We start from the raw sequence: 16,524 nt of genomic DNA, 5'->3' as shown, positions 1-16,524 counted from the left end.
TTCATGCTTTTGTAAAGACGTTACGACAGTGTGGCGAGGAACTGCAGCGTATCGACGCGGTCCGCATAGTCCCACACCTCGGGGAACTGCGCCTGTCCGAAGGGCACGGTGGCGCCCGGCGCCCGGCCGACGATACACTGAAGTTTATCCGACTGTTCCGCGAGGCTGGCGGCCAGTGTCTCCGGCGTTAGATAGTGCTCGTAGTAGACCACCGAGATAGGGGAGACCAGCCGCGTGCTCTCGTGCAACATCAGGTAGCCGTTGTCGAGGAACGGGGTGCTGTTGACGAGCATGATGGACTTTTGATAGTCGTAGTTGTTGCAATACTTATGATGGTGAATGATGTCGCGGTGGGCGTCGAGCGCCGGGAAGAAGCGGTCGAACGTGTAGCCCGCCGGTACCAGGAGCTTCGATACGTTGCGACAGCCCAGGCCGAAGTAGCTGAAGATGTCAGTGCCCAGTGCGTTGAGCTCGGCCTCGGTTTCATCACCTTGTAAGATTGCGACGGACGTCCGGTTCTTTCGGATGATATGCGGGTATTTACCAAAATAATAATCGAAGTAGCGTGCGGAGTTGTCGCTACCGGTGGCGATCACGGCTTGAAAGCCTTTGAGCTGCTCGGCGATCTGTACCTGTGCATGGAGCGCAGGCGAGATCATGGCCAATGTGTCGAGCAAGTATCGGGGCAGCGCCGCGTCTTTCGAGCTGAGCTTGACAAGGGCCCGGTGGCCGCTGATCAGCACGGCCAGCAAGTCGTGAAATCCGACGAGCGGAATGTTGCCGGCCAGTATGAGGGCCACCTGGCGCGGTGTGCCGGGAAACGTGTACGGTGCCACCCATGTGCGAAGTTTTCCTTTGTCGAGCATCCGGATAATGCCGTTGAAGGCCATGCGGACATTGGCTGGTGTAAACCATGGATTTTCGCGTGCCGCGCGGGCGGCGACCGACTGAAATTCGTCGTCGGTCAGTCCCTGGAGGTGTGCGCCCAGCGTGGCGAGGGCGTGTATTCTTTCTTCGATGTTCATAGTACGTGTGGCCGCTTACGGTGGGCAAAAGTAGGGAAAGCCGGGCAAAGCAAAGTGATGGAAATGCCCCTGGAAACGGCGGGTATTGAAAATACGTACGAATTCCTACTGGAAAAGTGGATATTTGCTAAACTTTTGCGGAGGGGGCGCCGTTTTATGAATGATTCATTTATTTTTGCATTTGTAACGGACCAAAATTAGAAAGCATGGCAATTATTATCACGGACGAATGTATCAACTGCGGTGCATGCGAGCCGGAATGCCCCAACACGGCTATCTATGAAGGCGGCCGCGAGTGGAATTGGGCTGGGGGCACGAAGCTGGAAAAGGTAGAGTTAGAAGATGGGTCGGCAGTGGACGCGAAAGATCCGCAGGCACCTGTATCGGAAGAGTTTTATTATATCGTGGCGGGCAAGTGTACCGAGTGTACGGGCTTCCATGAGGAGCCGCAGTGTGCGGCGGTATGTCCGGTAGATTGTTGTGTGCCGGATCCCGACTATGTAGAAACCCCCGAAGAGCTCGTGGCGAAGAAAGCCTGGCTGCATCAGGAGATTGCGGCATAAGGCTGCAGTGTATACCGTATTGAAGATTCGTTAATGCCTGTTGCGAGTGCGCAAAGCGATCGCCTGGTGTTAACGAATTTTATTTTATCCCTAGCGCATGTTGGCGCGCTTGATGAGGTATGTCTGTAGAATAAGGTCGAAATCACTCTTTACATCGGCCTCGATAAAATCGATCTTATATTGATTGCAGCGCATCTTGAGCGCTTTGTAAAAACGGCTCGCTTCGTCCTGGTAAATCTGTTTGACGTCGGCCGGGTTGAGCTTGAGCTTCTCACCGTTTTCGAGGTCTATAAATTCCATCGGCCGGTCTTCAAAACTGAAGTACAGTTCGGTCTGGTTATCCATCACATGAAAGACGACCACCTCGTGTTTGTTGTGCTTGAGGTGCTGCAGCGCCTTGAACAGCTCGTCGGCGCTTTCGGCCGAATCGAACATATCGCTGAAGATGATGACGAGGGAACGTTTGTGTATCTTCTCGGCTACTTCGTGCAATACGCGGGCTACGTTGGTATTGGCAGGGGCCTGGGGCTTGCGTTGTTCGAGGTCATTGAGCGACCGCAACACTTTGTTGAGGTGTGTGGGCGTGGACTTTACAGGCGTCAGCTCGTGCACGGTGTCTGAGAACAGGCACAGGCCGACGGCATCGCGCTGGCGGTTAAGCAGGTAGGCCAGGGCTGCCGAAGCATATTTCGTAAACTGGATCTTGGCCTGGGTAGCGGCTGGGTAGAACATGGACGCGGAAACGTCTATGGCAATGAGGCAACGCAGGTTAGTTTCTTCCTCATAGCGCTTGGTAAACAACCGGTCGGTGCGGGCATATACTTTCCAGTCGATGTGGCGGGTGCTTTCGCCTTCGTTGTAAAGGCGGTGTTCGGCAAACTCGACCGAAAAACCGTGGTAAGGGGACTTGTGAAGCCCGGTAATAAACCCCTCTACCAGCTGACGGGCAAGCAGTTCGAGACTTGTGTGCGGGTTAATTTTTGTCAGATCTACCTTCACGGCGCTTGGAAAAACGAAATATTGTTCAGTATATTGGACTTGTTATGAAATAAATTTCATGTTCTAACCGGAATCGTTAACGAAATATGATGGGTTAGTTTTGTAATAAAGACCCAAAGTACTAACTTAGTTGGAACCAAACTTAAACCTAACCTTAAATTTGACGGATTGTGGAAGAAAACAAGACAAGCGGTAGAGATGAGATCTACTCAACGAAAGTAAAGGCCGGCAAGAGGACGTATTTTTTTGATGTGAAGTCTACCCGTTCTAATGATTATTACCTGACGATCACAGAGAGCAAGAAGCGTTTTAAGGAAGATGGGTTTTCATATGAGAAGCATAAGATCTTCCTGTACAAGGAAGACTTCAATAAGTTTCTGGAGGCGCTGACCAACACGGTAAATCACGTGAAGACAGAGTTGATGCCGGATGTGGACTTTACACAATTTGATCATGCCCATGAGCATGAGCATGAAGAAACGGAAGCAGCCGGCGCAAAACCTACCACGCTGGATACCGAGCTTAAATGGGATTGACCTTACCTAACCCCGAACCTATAATAACCTGGGAAAGCCCCTGCACACGCAGGGGCTTTTCTTTTTGTCTCGGCGGCCGATTGTTATATTTGCGGCCTTAATTAAGAGAATCAAGCACCATGGGACTTCAATGTGGGATCGTAGGACTACCGAACGTAGGCAAATCGACGCTTTTTAACGCTATTTCAAACAATAAGGCAGAGGCGGCCAACTTCCCCTTCTGTACGATCGAGCCGAACGTAGGCGTTATTTCCGTGCCCGATGCCCGGCTGAAGGTCCTGGAAACGCTGGTGCAGCCCGAACGGGTCGTGCCGACGTCCATTGAGTTTGTGGACATTGCCGGCCTGGTGAAAGGTGCCAGCAAAGGCGAAGGCCTTGGCAACCAGTTCCTGGCCAACATTCGCGAAGTGGATGCCATCGTACACGTGGTGCGTTGCTTTGAGAACGACAACATTGTCCACGTAGACGGCCGGGTCGACCCGGTGGCCGACAAGGAGATCATTGATACCGAGCTGCAGCTGAAAGATCTCGAGTCGGTGGAAAAGAAAATTTCACGTGTCGAGAAAGCAGCCAAGGCGGGCGACGCCAAGCTGAAGAAAGAGCTGTCGGTGCTGCTGCAATACAAGGAAACCCTGCTGGCCGGTAAGAATGCCCGTGCACTGCAGATCGACGAAGAAGATAAAAAAGCGGTAGCGGATCTGCAACTGTTGACGGCCAAGCCTGTGATCTATGTAACAAACGTAGAAGAGGCTTCGATCCATACAGGAAATAAACATGTGGAGGCATTGCGCAAACACATACAAGGCGAGAACGCCGAAGTGGTGATCATCAGCGCAGCCATTGAAGCACAAATTGCGGAGCTGGAGAGTGAAGAAGACCGCGCAGTTTTCCTGGCGGAATATGGTTTGAAAGAGTCGGGTTTGAACAAGTTGCTGCAGGCGTCTTATCACCTGCTAAACCTGATCACATACTTTACCGCCGGTGTAAAGGAAGTGCGTGCATGGCCTATTAAGAAAGGCTGGAAAGCACCCCAGGCCGCAGGCGTTATCCACACCGATTTCGAGCGGGGATTCATTCGTGCGGAGGTTATAAAATTCGCTGATTATCAACACTATAAAACTGAACAGGCTTGCAAGGAAGCCGGTAAGATGTCGGTAGAAGGGAAGGAGTATGTGGTAGGTGACGGCGACGTGATGCACTTCCGCTTCAATGTATAAAGTTTTCTTTGCCGAAGGCAGTGAAAGCTCCCTGATTTTTCTTAGCTTTATAAACCGCTCACCCTCAGTATAGAGCGCGTTTTTTAAATTGGTTAATTTTTTTAACCCCCAGGCTAAATTTTTGGGTTTTGAGAACCAGGATTATTTTTTCACTGAAGAACAGGGGAGCCTATGTGCCGTTCCACCATCAGTATCTTTTGGCGCAGGTTATTAAAGGGCTGCTGATTTTTGGCCCTGAGAAGAATTACCTGGATTTTACGCATTACAATTTCTCGGGGCTGAAAGGCCAGACGAAGGTGAGCCGCAAAGGGCTGCACTACTTTTCGTCCAAAGTGACCCTGGTATTTGCATGCTCGGACAAGGGCTTCATGGACTATTTCCTGGCTCGTCTGTTTGAACAGAAGGAAGTCATTGTCGGCAACCTGCACCTGGTGCCCGATGCCGTGGAGCAGGAAGAGCCGGTAAAGATCGGCGATGAAGCCCGCTTCCTGTGCATCTCACCGGTGGTCGTCATCCCGGCAACGTTTAATGATGAAAGCGGTAAGAAGTTTGTCTCGCCCGAAAGCGACGAATTCTCCGATCTGTTATACGATTCTACCATTGCGCGCATGGAGGCTTACGCGCGGTATACAGCCGAACAGCTGACATCGTTCTATAAATTCCAGATCGTTCCGGATCACGACTATATTCAACGCATCCAGGCATCGCATAAAAAATTTGCGCGCATCTATCCTTTGTACGACAACGATGTGAAGTTCGAGGTACGCGGCTATACATTCCCCTTTACACTATACGCGGCAAAGGAAGTGCAGCAGTTCGTATATGAAAACGGCCTGGGCCATTTCACACACAAAGGCTTTGGCATGCTGGACGTCGCCAACAACGACTCGATCCAACGCACGACCCACCAGGAAATGGTATATGCTTAGCGCCGCGGGTTCGCCTCGATGCGTTCATAGCCGATGAGCAGGTCGGCCTGAGGCTGGTACGGGCGATAATACACAAAGATCTCGTAGAAGTTTTCGGTCTCGAAGTGGCTTCCCTCGAACATGTACGAGGGGCGGTTAGGTGTTCTGACCACATACTGATAATTATACCAACCTTGCTTGAGTAACATGCGGGAAGTATAGGCATGCTGCACGGTGTCGTATTTCATTTTATTGGCGGCGCCGAGATTCCAGTAGTTGAATGCACCGGCAACATAGACGTCGCCGTTCACGACAGGCGGTACCGCCAGCGTAAAGTTCACGTTTACATAGTTGGCATAGGCCATGTCGCGGTAGTCGTAGTTATCGAGGTTGAAGTTGCCGTTGATATCCGGGATCTGTGGCTGGGAGTACGCTTCGCTCTCGCGGCTTTTATCTTTCTGAATATAGGCTTCAAAGGGACGCACGGTCTTGTTGATGCGGTCTACGTTCTGGCCGGGATAATTCAGGGAGCGCAGGTCGAAGAACCGGAACTCGTTGCCCCCACGGAACATCTTGGCATCGTCGAAGTAACGGTACTCGAGCTCTTTTTCGATCTCGCGTACGAAGCTGGGCCGAACGTCGTTGACCATATTGTCCCACCGTTGGTTTTGCCGCATGTTGACATGCACGTCGGTCATGGCATTCAGGATATTGACGTTCTGATAGTTGATAGTGAAGTTGAGCTGCTGGCTGATGTCGGCCGCGGCGCCAGGACCGATGAGGTTTCCGTCGCGCTTGAAGGTCACTTGCGTTTGATACACCATAAAGCGGCGGCTCAGAATAAGATCGTCTTTGTTGGACTCGCGATAGACGATCAATACATAGTTGCCGGGAAGCTTGACACCGGGTACGTTGAATTTGTAGTGCACATACGGAACGTGTGTATCGACCGAGAACTCGAATGTGTTGATGGGAAACTCGTTGTACACCGTCATGAAGTCGAGGTCCTGCAAGGTCGACTGGGACCAGTTGTAGTTGCAGTGGATGATCTTGGCGTAATAGTTATCATTGTGGTCGCGCAGGTCGTCGAACTCCAGCACCAGGTTGGGCTGGCCCAGGCGGGCGACGGCGGGTTCCAGGGGCTGGCCGTCGGGGTGAAGCTGAATGGTTTTGATGATGGACTCATAAGCCCGGTCGATCAGCTGGAGGGTTTTAGTTTTGCCACCGGGCGTGGCCGTAGCGGTGGGTTGGTTGATCGGAACGCACGCTGAAAGTGCGGCTAAAGATATAATAATGAGAGAATTAAGCGTTATGTTCATGCGGTTTGCCAGGGGTTGCCCGCCGTGCAGGCTGGTTGTTTTGGTTTCTAAAGAAACGTTTTCGAGGGGGAATGGCCAAGATTTTGCGGGAAATATCCGTCGAACGATTCCAACTTTTGGGGGCGGGAGGGTGTCTAACATACAAAACGGCGATACTACGGACTGATGCTCAGCGAAACCGAGCTTATTGAAGGATGCCGAAAAGGCGACAGGGTAGCACAGCGTGCCCTGTATGACCTCTATTGCCGAAAAATGATGGTCGTCTGTCTGCGTTACTCCAAAGCTACTCCCGAAGCCGAGGATATCTTGCAAGAAGGCTTTGTCAAAGTATTCCAGGCCATTGGCAATTTCCGCGGAGAGTCGAAGCTGGAGACGTGGATCACCCGCATCATGGTGAACACAGCCCTGAACGCGAAACGCAAGAAGCTTTACCTGTTCCCCATGGTCGACATTGAAGAGACCAATCTTCCGGAAGAAGAGATGAGCATATCGGGAATCCACTTTACCCAATTACTGGAAATGATACAGGCCCTGCCGCAGGGATGTCAGATCGTATTCAACCTGTTTGCTATTGAAGGATTTAGTCACAAGGAAATCGCCGAGCAACTCGGAATTTCCGAGGGAACATCCAAGTCGCAGTTTGCGCGGGCCAAAAGCCTGTTGCAGCAGCGGCTATTAACGGAATCAACGTATTATGAACGATATGGAGAGTCGAAAGTTTGAAGATGCCTTCAAGCGGGCTTTTGATGAAGCCGGCGTGAGTCCATCGGAAAACGTATGGACGAATATCGAACGTACGCTGGACGACGCGGAGAGCCGGAAGTTTGCAGGTACCTTCCAGCAGGCTTTTGATGAAGCCGGTGTGCGTCCATCGGAAAACGTGTGGACGAATATCGAGCTTGACTTGATGAAGGCCGAAGGGGGTAGATTGAAGCGCCGCCTTGTCTTCTTCCAGCTGCTGGCCGCGGCGTCAATAGCGTTTGCATTGGCCGTTGCCGGCGTGGGCTACTATATACTGAAAGATCAGGAGCTGACGGGTGCTGCCGGGCAACTGGCGTATCAGGAGGGGGCCACCGGGACAGATCGCCACGCTTCTGCGCCAACACCTGCCGATGACTCCGGTGAGGAGGTATCGCAAGGCACAACGTCAGCGTCCGGCGCCCGTACAGACGCACAACAGGTTCAGCCGGGAGCGACCGATATTGCACCTGTTGCCGCCGGGGGGCAGGAAACGGATCCCGCTACCCCGCAGACCGACAGTCGTGGCGTAAACGCGGCGTCGCCGGTGACACAGTCTGATATTACCCCAGGCGTGGCAGCAACGCGCTCGGGGAACGGTTCTGACACCAACTCGGTTGCGAGAACGAATACCCCGGCTGGCAGCGGCGATACTCAAGCGCAGACAGCGCTGGCCGGAACGGTCGGCACCGCCGCTACGCGAAGCTCAACGACACAACACAACCATACCGCCACCCAGCCCAACAATCCTGCTGCGCGGCAAATTGCCGTACGTCAGGACGCTCAACGTCGCCGCGCGACGGAAACGGGAGGGACCGATCCTTCCCGGGATAGCCGACCGGATCAAGGTCGCGCAGTGAATGATCAGCAAACACTGGCGACCAACAACGCAGGCTCCACTTCGAACGATGGACTGCAACCGGCGCAGATAGGAGAGACCGGTGTGGCTGTTGCGCACGCGAAGGAAGCAGACGCGATACGCAAGGGAGCTATTGTAGCCAATGGTAATCAACGCACGGACAATACGGGCAATAACAATGCCGTGACACCGAACAGCACTACAACATCGCCTGCTGCGGCAGCTGGTCAGCAAACCGAATATAGATTGGCGTACTCGCCGGCGCCAGCACACGCTACCCCGGAAGTGACTTCTCTGGGAGCGCGCGTTCAAAAACCGGCGAGCATGAAAGTGGAGCCGGCGTCGACCGTAGATCCGCTGATGGCCTTGCTGGCGCGCCTGGATGAACAGGAGAAGGATGCAAACGCAAAAGAAAAGAAAAATAAACGTGAGGACGAGGAGCATGCCTCCGAGAAATTGTGGACGTCGGTAGGCTTTGCGGCGGGCTCATTCAACACGATCAACTCGAGTGTGTCGAATTCCTCGGGTAACCTGATGATGGCAGATGCACGTAAAGATGCCGTTGACAAGGTCGCGAATCAACAAGCGAAGGCATCGGGCAGCTCTTATTCCGTGGGGGTGAGCATGGGTACGCGCATCTCTTCGCGGTGGGTACTGCAGGGGGGGATAAACTATATGACGCAGGCGTCGGACTACACCGCCAGCGCCGTGGGTACGGCAGACTACGAGAGCTTCCAGGCACCGTCGGTTAATTCCATCATGTCGGCGGATAAGCAGGCAGCATCCACCGAGTTCGCGCTGGAAAATGTGGTGCCCACGGCGCCGTACAATGTTAATAACAGCTTGCAGTTTGTGAGCGTGCCGTTACAGGCAGGGTACCTGCTGGTAAACCGCAAGGTAGGGATACAACTTAACGGAGGTCTTGCCACGGATCTGTTCATTCAGAATACGATTACGCCCGAAGGTGAGAACCTGCAGAAGGAGACAAAAGGTAATGGATCAGACTCACCGTACCGTACGGTGAACTTTAGCGGATTGATGGGCACGGAGTTTAGCTACCGGTTTAGCAAACACTATCGGTTGTCCCTGAATCCGGGCATACGCTACCCGTTGAACTCGATTTACAAGTCCGACCAGCCGGTAACGGCCGCGCCGCTGACATTTGATGTCGGGTTAAGATTTCGATATATTTTTCATTAGACCATTCCAACCTTTTACTACAAGGGGGTGTCTAAGTAGTTAAATAACCGAAAAAGCCCTTCGTTTGTATGGACAGTACTTTAGAAAGCAGATTACAGAAACGGATACACGTATCCTTGTATGCTCTACTTATTCTAACGGCGCTTTTAGGAATCAGCATCGTGATGGAAGGTTGTTCGGATTCCTCGCAGGGGTCGGTCCATGATCAGACACATGGACCCGTTTACGCACCTGTGGTGCAGGTAGTGGTGAAAAAGAACGTTCAATCCTGGGGAAACCACTATTACAGTGGCAAAAAAAGAATTGCGTTGTCTCATCATACATCTTTAAAATGAGCTTAAGCCATCACTCCGGGGAACGGCTCTGGCCCCGGAGTTGGCCGGCTCAGATGCAGACGCCGACTATCCCAGCGCGTCGATCTCTGTAGCGAATGCTTCCCACTTCTTATTAGCCTCTGCCAACGCAACGCCGGTTTTCTCAAACGCAGCCTGCACTTCTTTTAGCTTAGCGGGCTGATTAAACACTTCCGGGCTGGCCAGCTCGGTTTCAAGTTTGCTTTTAGTCTCTTCCAGCCGCGTTACTTCTTCTTCTACTTTGCGCAAATCTTTTTCCAACTGCTTGCGACGGGCTTCCTGGCTCGGCGTATTCACAGGCTTTGGCGCTACAGGCTCTACCTTTTTTGTAGGTTTGGGTGGCTCTGCTTTTACCTGCTGTGCCTCGTTCTTTTTGCGCCAGTATTCGTACTCGTCGTACGTGCCCGGATATTCTTTGATCTTTTTGTCTTCGATGTACCAGATCTTGTTGGCGATGTGGCTTACAAAGTGACGGTTGTGCGACACGACAATAAAGCTACCGGCATATTGCTGCAAGGCCTGGATCAGAATATTTTCCGAGATGAAATCCAGGTGGTTGGTCGGTTCATCGAGCAACAGGAAGTTGGCTTCGGAGATAAGGGTCTTCGCCAGGGCTACACGCGATTTCTCGCCACCCGACAGTACCTTGATCTTCTTGAAGACGTCTTCATCCGAAAACAGAAAACATCCCAACACGTTCCGCAACTCTTGTTCAGGCTTGCCCGAGCCGGCTTGCAGGAGCTCCTCCAATATTTCATTGTCAACGCGCAGCGACTCCAGCTGATGCTGTGCATAGAACGCTTTAATGACATTGAAGCCCAGCGTGCGCTCGCCTTCCACGGGCTCTTCGCCCGCGACAATGCGCAGAAGAGTAGACTTCCCTTTTCCGTTGGCCCCGATCAAGGCGATCTTGTCACCGCGCTCGATGTTGATGCTGGTATCTTTTAAAATTTCCAATGCACCATAAGCTTTGGAGACATGATCAAGGGTAACAATATACCGGCCGGGTTGCTGGTTGAACTTAAACCGGAAGTTCACGGCCGCGGTATCGTCTACGACCTCTTCGATCATATCCATTCTTTCCAGCGCCTTGACACGCGACTGTACCTGCCGGGCTTTGGTAGCCTTTGCCTTGAAGCGCTCGATGAAGCGCTCGGTCTGGCGGATCTTCTGCTGCTGGTTTTCGTATGCACCTTGTTGAATTTCCTGACGCAGCTCTTTCTCTTGCAGGTAGAAAGAGTAGTTGCCTTCGTAGGTTACAAGCTGTTGCTGTGTTACGTCGACTGTTTTGGAGATGACGTTATCGAGGAAGGTACGGTCGTGCGATACAATGATGACGGCCCCCTCGTAGTTACGCAGGTAGTTCTCCACCCACTCGATGGAGGGGAGGTCCAGGTGGTTGGTAGGCTCGTCGAGCATGAGCAGCGAGGGTTTCTCCAGCAGCAGCTTGGCCAGCATCACACGCATGCGCCAGCCACCCGAGAATTGTTTGAGCGGGCGATGCAGGTCGGTGGTAGCAAAACCGATCCCTTCCAGGACCTCTTCCGCTTTGGACTCGATGCTGTAGCCATCCAGATGGTCAAAACGTTCCTGTAGTTTGGACAGTTTTTCTACCAGCTCGTCGGAATATTCGGTTTCGAGCTTTTTGATGGTGTCTTCCAGCTGACGCTCAATCTCCACGACTTCTTTAAACGCGCCCATAGCGACGCTCAGGATAGAATCTTCGGTTTGATAGGAGAGGAGATCCTGGTTCAGGAAGCCGATGGTGCAGTCGTTGCTTTTGCTGACGGAGCCGTTATCGATCTTAAGATCGCCGTTGATAATCTTCAGCAGGGTGGATTTCCCGCGGCCGTTCAGTCCGATCAGGCCGATCTTGTCCTTCGGCTTGATGAACATGTTTGCATTTTCGTACAGCGGGCGGCCCCCGATGTAGTAAGAGAGATTAGTAATAGAGATCATGATTCCGACGCACTCATTCGAATACAAAAATAATCAGTATTTGTAGCATTTCCGCCAGGTATGGAATGACGTTGCGTTATGATTTCAAAAACACGTATTTTTAGTACTCAACCCATCGCAGTTTTTATGAAGTTCACCTCTTTTCCTGTCATAACCCTCGTCTTACTGGTGGCCTGCAGCCACACCAGCTCGCGCAACGACGAAGCGGCGTCAACCGAAGATACGACAAACGTCCCCGAACAGCCAGGGGCCGACGATGGTGGTCTGCCCGCGCTAACGGACTATGCCAAAACGCTGCCCCTTGACAAGATCAGGATGCCGGCAGGGTTCTCCATCGATGTATTTGCGGAAGTGGACAACGCGCGTTCCCTGGCACTAAGCCCTTCGGGTGTTTTGTACGTGGGCAACCGCAATGGCGACAAGGTATATGCCGTAAAGGATACGGACGGCGATTTTAAGGCCGACAAGAAATGGGTGATCGCCTCGGGATTGAACATGCCCAACGGCGTGGCGTTCCGCGATGGCGACCTGTACGTGGCCGAAGTGAGCCGCATTCTGAAATTTCCCAGGATCGAATCATCCCTGCAGGCCCCGCCTAAGCCCGTGGTGATCCAGGATGACTACCCCACCGACACACACCATGGCTGGAAATACATCTCCTTTGGCCCCGACGGAAAGCTCTACGTGCCCGTCGGCGCCCCCTGCAACATCTGCGAGCCCGAAAAAGAGATCTACGCGTCCATCACGCGCCTGAATGCCGACGGCACAGGGCTGGAAGTATACGCCCACGGCGTACGCAACACCGTAGGCTTTACCTGGCATCCCGAAACGAAAGAGCTGTGGTTTACCGATAACGGCCGCGATATGTTGGGCGACGAAAAGCCCGCATGTGAGCTGAACGTAGCCCCGAAGGCGGGCATGCACTTCGGCTACCCGTATTGCCACGAAGGGTCGATCAAAGACCCGGAGTTTGGAAGTAAACGTCCTTGCAGCGACTTCACGGCGCCCGCCGACAAGCTCGGCCCGCACGTAGCACCGCTGGGGTTGAAGTTTTATACCGGGACTCTCTTCCCGGCATCGTATAAAAACAAACTGTTCGTCGCCGAGCATGGCTCCTGGAACCGGACTAAGAAAAGTGGTTATAACGTTACACTGGTGGAGCTGGCCGGACGCAGTGCGAAACGTCACGAGGTGTTTGCCAGCGGCTGGCTGGATGAAGCCTCGCAGAAGGAGTGGGGCAGACCGGTAGACGTGCTGGTGATGCCCGACGGCTCGCTGTTGGTGTCAGACGACAAAGCCAACGTAATCTACCGCATCTCCTACAAAGGATAAGCATACTAATAACCTAACCGACCATGAAGAAATTACACCTGCCTGTGGCCGCGATCTGTTGTGGCATGGCATTGGGAATGGTGAGCGAAGCCGATGCGCAAGGACTGTCTGTACCGCCTGCCGGTTTCACGCGTGTATACGAGGTGCCGGCAACCGCGGTGAAGAGCCAGGACAATACTGGCACGTGCTGGAGCTTCTCGACAACATCGCTGGTAGAGTCACAGACCATGAAGCAAGGATATGGGGAGTTCGATATTTCCGAGATGTTTACCGTGCGGCATATCTACCTGGAAAAAGCCAGAAACTATATGCTGCGCCAGGGTGCCGCGCAGTTTGGCCCCGGAGGACTGGGGCACGACGTAATCCGGGCGATGGCGACGTATGGTATCGTTCCGGAAGCTGCTTACCCCGGCCTGGTATTAGGACAGAAAAATCACGACCATGGCCGGCTCGATGCACGGCTGAAGACGTACCTGGATAGTTTGCTGAAGATACGCCCGGTGCCGGCCGACTGGCAGCGTGGATTTGAAGTCATCCTGGACGACCACCTCGGCAAAGCTCCGACGACATTTATGTACAAAGAGAAATCGTACACACCGCTGACGTTCGCGTCGGAAGTAGTGCGCTTCTCGGCGTTGGACTACGTCAACATCACCTCGTTCTCGCACCACCCGTTTTATACATCGTTTATCCTGGAAGCCCCCGATAATTTTCTGAATGGCGCGTACTACAACCTGCCGGTCAATGAAATGATCTCGTTGGCAGAGCGTGCCCTCGCAGGCGGTTATTCCATGATGTGGGATGCCGATGTCAGCAACAGCTGCTTTCGCCAGAAAGACGGGTATGCCATGCGCTGGAAAGACTGCAATGCACCGCAGACGATCCAGGCCGACGACGCCGAGATGCCCTATGATCAAACGATCCGTCAGAACCTGTATGAAAACCTGACCACCCAGGACGATCACCTCATGCACCTGGTAGGATTGGAGAAAACAAAAGGAGGTAAGAAGTTCTTTTTGGTAAAGAACTCCTGGGGAAAGATCGGTCCCTTTGGCGGATACATTCGCGTGTCGGAAAGCTACTTCGCCATCAATACGGTGAGCATGGTGGTTCCGAAGGCCGCGTTAGACAATGCACTCCGGCAGAAACTGGGCATACGCTAGCGCTGCGGGTGATTAGTGCAAATAAACAGAATCGAACTTGGCAAGGAAGGTATTGCCTTCATAAAGTTCGAGCGTTTCACCTTTAATGGCATAGTGGTCGGCTTGTTGCAGCACATTTGTCAGGAAGTTTTCCACGTCCATCCGCGACTCGCAGAACATCTTGGTGCTAATGGTCATGAATTTTATCTTGTCACCATCGACAGTATAGCTGCCGCCAAGACCATTGCAGCCCGCAAAACCCCGTAACTTCTTTTCACCGTCGGAAGACGCCAGTACCATATGTACTTCCTTCGCATCCGCCGGTGTGATGACGGGCATGCCATTCATCTCGGAGAGCTTCCAATACGTATTTTCCAGGTGGGCAACGCTGGTGGTCTTTTCTGTAGGCTTACAACAAGCCAGAAAGACTATAATCAGGGCAACAAATAATCTTTTCATATCGGTATATCGGAAAAATCTATGCCAGAAAAAAACAAGCCGGAAGAAATGTCCGGCTTGTTGGTGAAGATCAGAGGTCGCGGATCCAGATGTTGCGGAAGCTCACCGGATTGCCATGATCCTGTAGACGGATAGGGCCCTTTTCATACGGTTTGTAAACCGGCAACCCGATATACTCCGTCGGTCCCCACACGGCCACATGGTTTTGTGTCAATACACCGTTATGGATCAAGGTGACATATGCCGGAGAGATCACACGGCCTTCTTTGTTGAAGCGTGGTGCGGTGAAGAAGATATCGTATGCTTGCCATTCGCCGGGTTTGCGGCAGGCATTTGCCAGTGGAATGTGTTGTTTGTAGATAGAGCCGGCCTGGCCATTGGAGTACGTCCTGTTATTGTAGCTATCCAATACCTGCACTTCGAAACGTTCTTGCAGGAAGATACCACTGTTACCACGACCCTGGCCCGTTTGCTTCGGATCTACCGTCGCGGGTGAGCGCCACTCGATGTGCAGTTGGAAATCGCCAAACTCTTTTTTGGTACGGATGTCTTTTCCGCCGGCCACTACGGTCACAGCGCCGTCTTTTACAGTCCACTTGGCGGGGGTATCGTCTATGCTCACCCATTGGTCAAGCGACTTGCCATCGAACAGCATTGTAGCGTCAGACGGCATATCGCCCGGCTTTTCTCCCGGAGTGATAATGCGCACTTCCGGCGACCATAGCTCCGTAGACTCGGGTGTTTTCTTTTCGGGTTGATCTTGCGCCTGCACAGCGTGATACGTACCGAGCAAGGATAATAAGCAGAGTGATGAAATTGTTTTTTTCATGTATGGGTAGTTGATCCGGTTATTTAAAAATCATTAGCGATGTCGTTGACTTTCTGATTCTTGTCATCTTTCATCCTGGCAAAGAGCGGCGGTGAAAGATACGTCAGCTCCAGGTGGTGTTTGCCGGTGGCCTGAAATTTCAGAATGATGCTATCGCTTTTCCAGAAGTAGATCTGGTTCTTGATGTCATACTCCGCTTTCCCATAGAGCGATTCGAGCGCCTTCATAAGGCGTGGGTCCTTTTCGGTTGTCACGCTGATCTCGTAGATCATGTCGCGATATGACTTCATTGCGATCTCCTTGACCTTTACTTCGCCGATCCGTTCATAGTCGGGATGGCTGACCTCATAGAGCTTGGCGGGATATTGATCCTTTTCTTTAAACTCCTTTTTCATCTTGGATCCTTTGACCGAGTCAGCCACTGCGCCAAGCTGTATGTCTTTGAATCCGTTTCGTCTTTCGAGTTCTGCGATAGATTGTGCCGCCGCGCCAAAACTTCCCATCGCAATTACGAATACGGGCAGGAGGCAGGAGAGTAGGTGTCTGGTCATGAGGATTATCATATAAACTTAAGCGGGATGGAAACGCTTGTCCTATCCCATAATATCAAAAGGTCTGCCACATCGTTTCGCTGGTTGAATTTTAGTGTGAGTGGCTCATAGGTAGCATCGCTGATCGGCACCACGGGTACCTCGAAACGCATAACGTCTTGTTTCTGATTATAGTTGTACGAGCCCCACAGGCCGACGTCGCGGTTGATGATGATCGTCCACTTGTCCTTCTCCGGAATGGTGAAAAGCGAATAGGTTCCGGCTTTGAGCAGCGTCCCCTTGATCACCACATCACGCGTCGCAGTGATCTCGGTCGCCTCGTTTGCGCCGGTGCGCCATACCTTGCCGTAGGGCACAACGCCGCCGAAGATCTCGCGGCCACGCTTTTGGGGCTGCGAATAGGTGATCTTGACATACGTATCCTTATAGCGCATGGTTGCCAACCCGATGGGGCTGGGGCGTGACTCCGTCGCTTCCTGCGCGAAGACGCCTGTTTGGATCAGCAGGCAAAGGGTGAGGATCGCGTTTCTCATAG

Annotated in this window: 16 protein-coding genes; 8 read left to right on the top strand and 8 right to left on the bottom strand. The window is 52.5% G+C overall.

The window, feature by feature from the left end; all coding sequences use genetic code 11:
- Window positions 1-20 precede the first annotated feature (20 nt).
- Entirely contained in the window at window positions 21-1,025 is a 1,005-nt protein-coding gene (locus KK078_RS08540) for an acyl-CoA reductase (protein ID WP_254089837.1), read from the bottom strand.
- A gap of 206 nt (window positions 1,026-1,231) precedes the next feature.
- Between KK078_RS08540 and KK078_RS08535 the strand changes: the two genes are divergently transcribed.
- Window positions 1,232-1,588, top strand: a complete 357-nt coding sequence (locus tag KK078_RS08535; RefSeq protein WP_254089836.1) for a 4Fe-4S binding protein — start codon at window positions 1,232-1,234, stop codon at window positions 1,586-1,588.
- A gap of 90 nt (window positions 1,589-1,678) precedes the next feature.
- Here the strand turns inward: KK078_RS08535 and KK078_RS08530 are convergent, their stop codons facing one another.
- On the bottom strand, window positions 1,679-2,587 hold the full coding sequence (locus KK078_RS08530; RefSeq protein ID WP_254089835.1) for a DUF58 domain-containing protein: 909 nt from the start codon (window positions 2,585-2,587) through the stop codon (window positions 1,679-1,681).
- A 170-nt stretch (window positions 2,588-2,757) separates the two neighbouring features.
- Here KK078_RS08530 and KK078_RS08525 point away from each other — a divergent pair, with 170 nt between their 5' ends.
- The 3 genes from KK078_RS08525 to cas6 all read left to right on the top strand — a co-directional run bounded on the left by KK078_RS08525 (window position 2,758) and on the right by cas6 (window position 5,269).
- A complete protein-coding gene (locus KK078_RS08525) occupies window positions 2,758-3,123 on the top strand; it encodes a DUF3276 family protein (protein ID WP_254089834.1) in 366 nt (121 codons plus the stop codon).
- 119 nt (window positions 3,124-3,242) lie between these two features.
- Window positions 3,243-4,340, top strand: a complete 1,098-nt coding sequence (gene ychF / locus KK078_RS08520) for a redox-regulated ATPase YchF (protein WP_254089833.1) — start codon at window positions 3,243-3,245, stop codon at window positions 4,338-4,340.
- Window positions 4,341-4,468: 128 nt separating this feature from the next.
- On the top strand, window positions 4,469-5,269 hold the full coding sequence (cas6, locus tag KK078_RS08515; RefSeq protein WP_254089832.1) for a CRISPR-associated endoribonuclease Cas6: 801 nt from the start codon (window positions 4,469-4,471) through the stop codon (window positions 5,267-5,269).
- Here the strand turns inward: cas6 and KK078_RS08510 are convergent.
- On the bottom strand, window positions 5,266-6,567 hold the full coding sequence (locus tag KK078_RS08510) for a type IX secretion system plug protein (protein ID WP_254089831.1): 1,302 nt from the start codon (window positions 6,565-6,567) through the stop codon (window positions 5,266-5,268). The genes cas6 and KK078_RS08510 overlap by 4 nt on opposite strands.
- A 165-nt stretch (window positions 6,568-6,732) precedes the next feature.
- Between KK078_RS08510 and KK078_RS08505 the strand changes: the two genes are divergently transcribed.
- Both KK078_RS08505 and KK078_RS08500 read left to right on the top strand, forming a co-directional pair.
- On the top strand, window positions 6,733-7,290 hold the full coding sequence (locus KK078_RS08505; protein ID WP_254089830.1) for an RNA polymerase sigma factor: 558 nt from the start codon (window positions 6,733-6,735) through the stop codon (window positions 7,288-7,290).
- On the top strand, window positions 7,262-9,364 hold the full coding sequence (locus KK078_RS08500) for an outer membrane beta-barrel protein (RefSeq protein ID WP_254089829.1): 2,103 nt from the start codon (window positions 7,262-7,264) through the stop codon (window positions 9,362-9,364). The genes KK078_RS08505 and KK078_RS08500 overlap by 29 nt, the downstream gene beginning before the upstream one ends.
- A gap of 401 nt (window positions 9,365-9,765) precedes the next feature.
- Here KK078_RS08500 and KK078_RS08495 read toward each other — a convergent pair whose 3' ends face one another.
- Window positions 9,766-11,676 carry an ABC-F family ATP-binding cassette domain-containing protein gene (locus KK078_RS08495; protein ID WP_254089828.1) on the bottom strand — a complete coding sequence of 637 codons (1,911 nt, stop codon included), beginning with the start codon at window positions 11,674-11,676 and terminating at the stop codon, window positions 9,766-9,768.
- A 126-nt stretch (window positions 11,677-11,802) separates the two neighbouring features.
- Here KK078_RS08495 and KK078_RS08490 point away from each other — a divergent pair, with 126 nt between their 5' ends.
- A complete protein-coding gene (locus KK078_RS08490) occupies window positions 11,803-13,008 on the top strand; it encodes a PQQ-dependent sugar dehydrogenase (protein ID WP_254089827.1) in 1,206 nt (401 codons plus the stop codon).
- A gap of 23 nt (window positions 13,009-13,031) precedes the next feature.
- A complete protein-coding gene (locus KK078_RS08485) occupies window positions 13,032-14,171 on the top strand; it encodes a C1 family peptidase (protein ID WP_254089826.1) in 1,140 nt (379 codons plus the stop codon).
- A 12-nt stretch (window positions 14,172-14,183) separates the two neighbouring features.
- Here KK078_RS08485 and KK078_RS08480 read toward each other — a convergent pair whose 3' ends face one another.
- The 4 genes from KK078_RS08480 to KK078_RS08465 form a co-directional block, all read right to left on the bottom strand.
- The gene (locus tag KK078_RS08480) at window positions 14,184-14,609 is read right to left on the bottom strand and encodes an META domain-containing protein (protein ID WP_254089825.1); all 426 of its coding nucleotides are present in this window, start codon (window positions 14,607-14,609) and stop codon (window positions 14,184-14,186) included.
- Between the two features lie 70 nt (window positions 14,610-14,679).
- Window positions 14,680-15,438 (bottom strand): 3-keto-disaccharide hydrolase, encoded by a 759-nt coding sequence (locus KK078_RS08475; protein WP_254089824.1) that lies wholly within the window; start codon window positions 15,436-15,438, stop codon window positions 14,680-14,682.
- 23 nt (window positions 15,439-15,461) lie between these two features.
- Complete coding sequence (locus KK078_RS08470; RefSeq protein ID WP_254089823.1) at window positions 15,462-15,989, bottom strand: hypothetical protein; 528 nt, start codon at window positions 15,987-15,989, stop codon at window positions 15,462-15,464.
- Window positions 15,990-15,997: 8 nt separating this feature from the next.
- The gene (locus tag KK078_RS08465) at window positions 15,998-16,522 is read right to left on the bottom strand and encodes a DUF2911 domain-containing protein (RefSeq protein ID WP_254089822.1); all 525 of its coding nucleotides are present in this window, start codon (window positions 16,520-16,522) and stop codon (window positions 15,998-16,000) included.
- Window positions 16,523-16,524: the final 2 nt, after the last annotated feature.

Origin of the sequence: Dawidia soli (assembly GCF_018598185.1) — a bacterium.
GTDB lineage: Bacteria > Bacteroidota > Bacteroidia > Cytophagales > Cyclobacteriaceae > Ohtaekwangia > Ohtaekwangia soli.
The sequence above is the reverse complement of the archived record's forward strand: the minus strand, read 5'-3'. Positions and strand labels throughout refer to the sequence as shown.

Bases quoted from the DNA above. Each gene is read 5' to 3' on its own strand.
- KK078_RS08465 (WP_254089822.1), bottom strand. From the start codon at position 16,522: ATGAGAAACGCGATCCTCACCCTTTGCCTGCTGATCCAAACAGGCGTC.
- KK078_RS08475 (WP_254089824.1), bottom strand. From the start codon at position 15,438: ATGAAAAAAACAATTTCATCACTCTGCTTATTATCCTTGCTCGGTACG.
- KK078_RS08495 (WP_254089828.1), bottom strand. From the start codon at position 11,676: ATGATCTCTATTACTAATCTCTCTTACTACATCGGGGGCCGCCCGCTG.
- KK078_RS08470 (WP_254089823.1), bottom strand. From the start codon at position 15,989: ATGACCAGACACCTACTCTCCTGCCTCCTGCCCGTATTCGTAATTGCG.
- KK078_RS08490 (WP_254089827.1), top strand. From the start codon at position 11,803: ATGAAGTTCACCTCTTTTCCTGTCATAACCCTCGTCTTACTGGTGGCC.
- KK078_RS08540 (WP_254089837.1), bottom strand. From the start codon at position 1,025: ATGAACATCGAAGAAAGAATACACGCCCTCGCCACGCTGGGCGCACAC.
- KK078_RS08480 (WP_254089825.1), bottom strand. From the start codon at position 14,609: ATGAAAAGATTATTTGTTGCCCTGATTATAGTCTTTCTGGCTTGTTGT.
- KK078_RS08485 (WP_254089826.1), top strand. From the start codon at position 13,032: ATGAAGAAATTACACCTGCCTGTGGCCGCGATCTGTTGTGGCATGGCA.
- KK078_RS08535 (WP_254089836.1), top strand. From the start codon at position 1,232: ATGGCAATTATTATCACGGACGAATGTATCAACTGCGGTGCATGCGAG.
- KK078_RS08500 (WP_254089829.1), top strand. From the start codon at position 7,262: ATGAACGATATGGAGAGTCGAAAGTTTGAAGATGCCTTCAAGCGGGCT.
- ychF (WP_254089833.1), top strand. From the start codon at position 3,243: ATGGGACTTCAATGTGGGATCGTAGGACTACCGAACGTAGGCAAATCG.
- KK078_RS08510 (WP_254089831.1), bottom strand. From the start codon at position 6,567: ATGAACATAACGCTTAATTCTCTCATTATTATATCTTTAGCCGCACTT.
- KK078_RS08505 (WP_254089830.1), top strand. From the start codon at position 6,733: ATGCTCAGCGAAACCGAGCTTATTGAAGGATGCCGAAAAGGCGACAGG.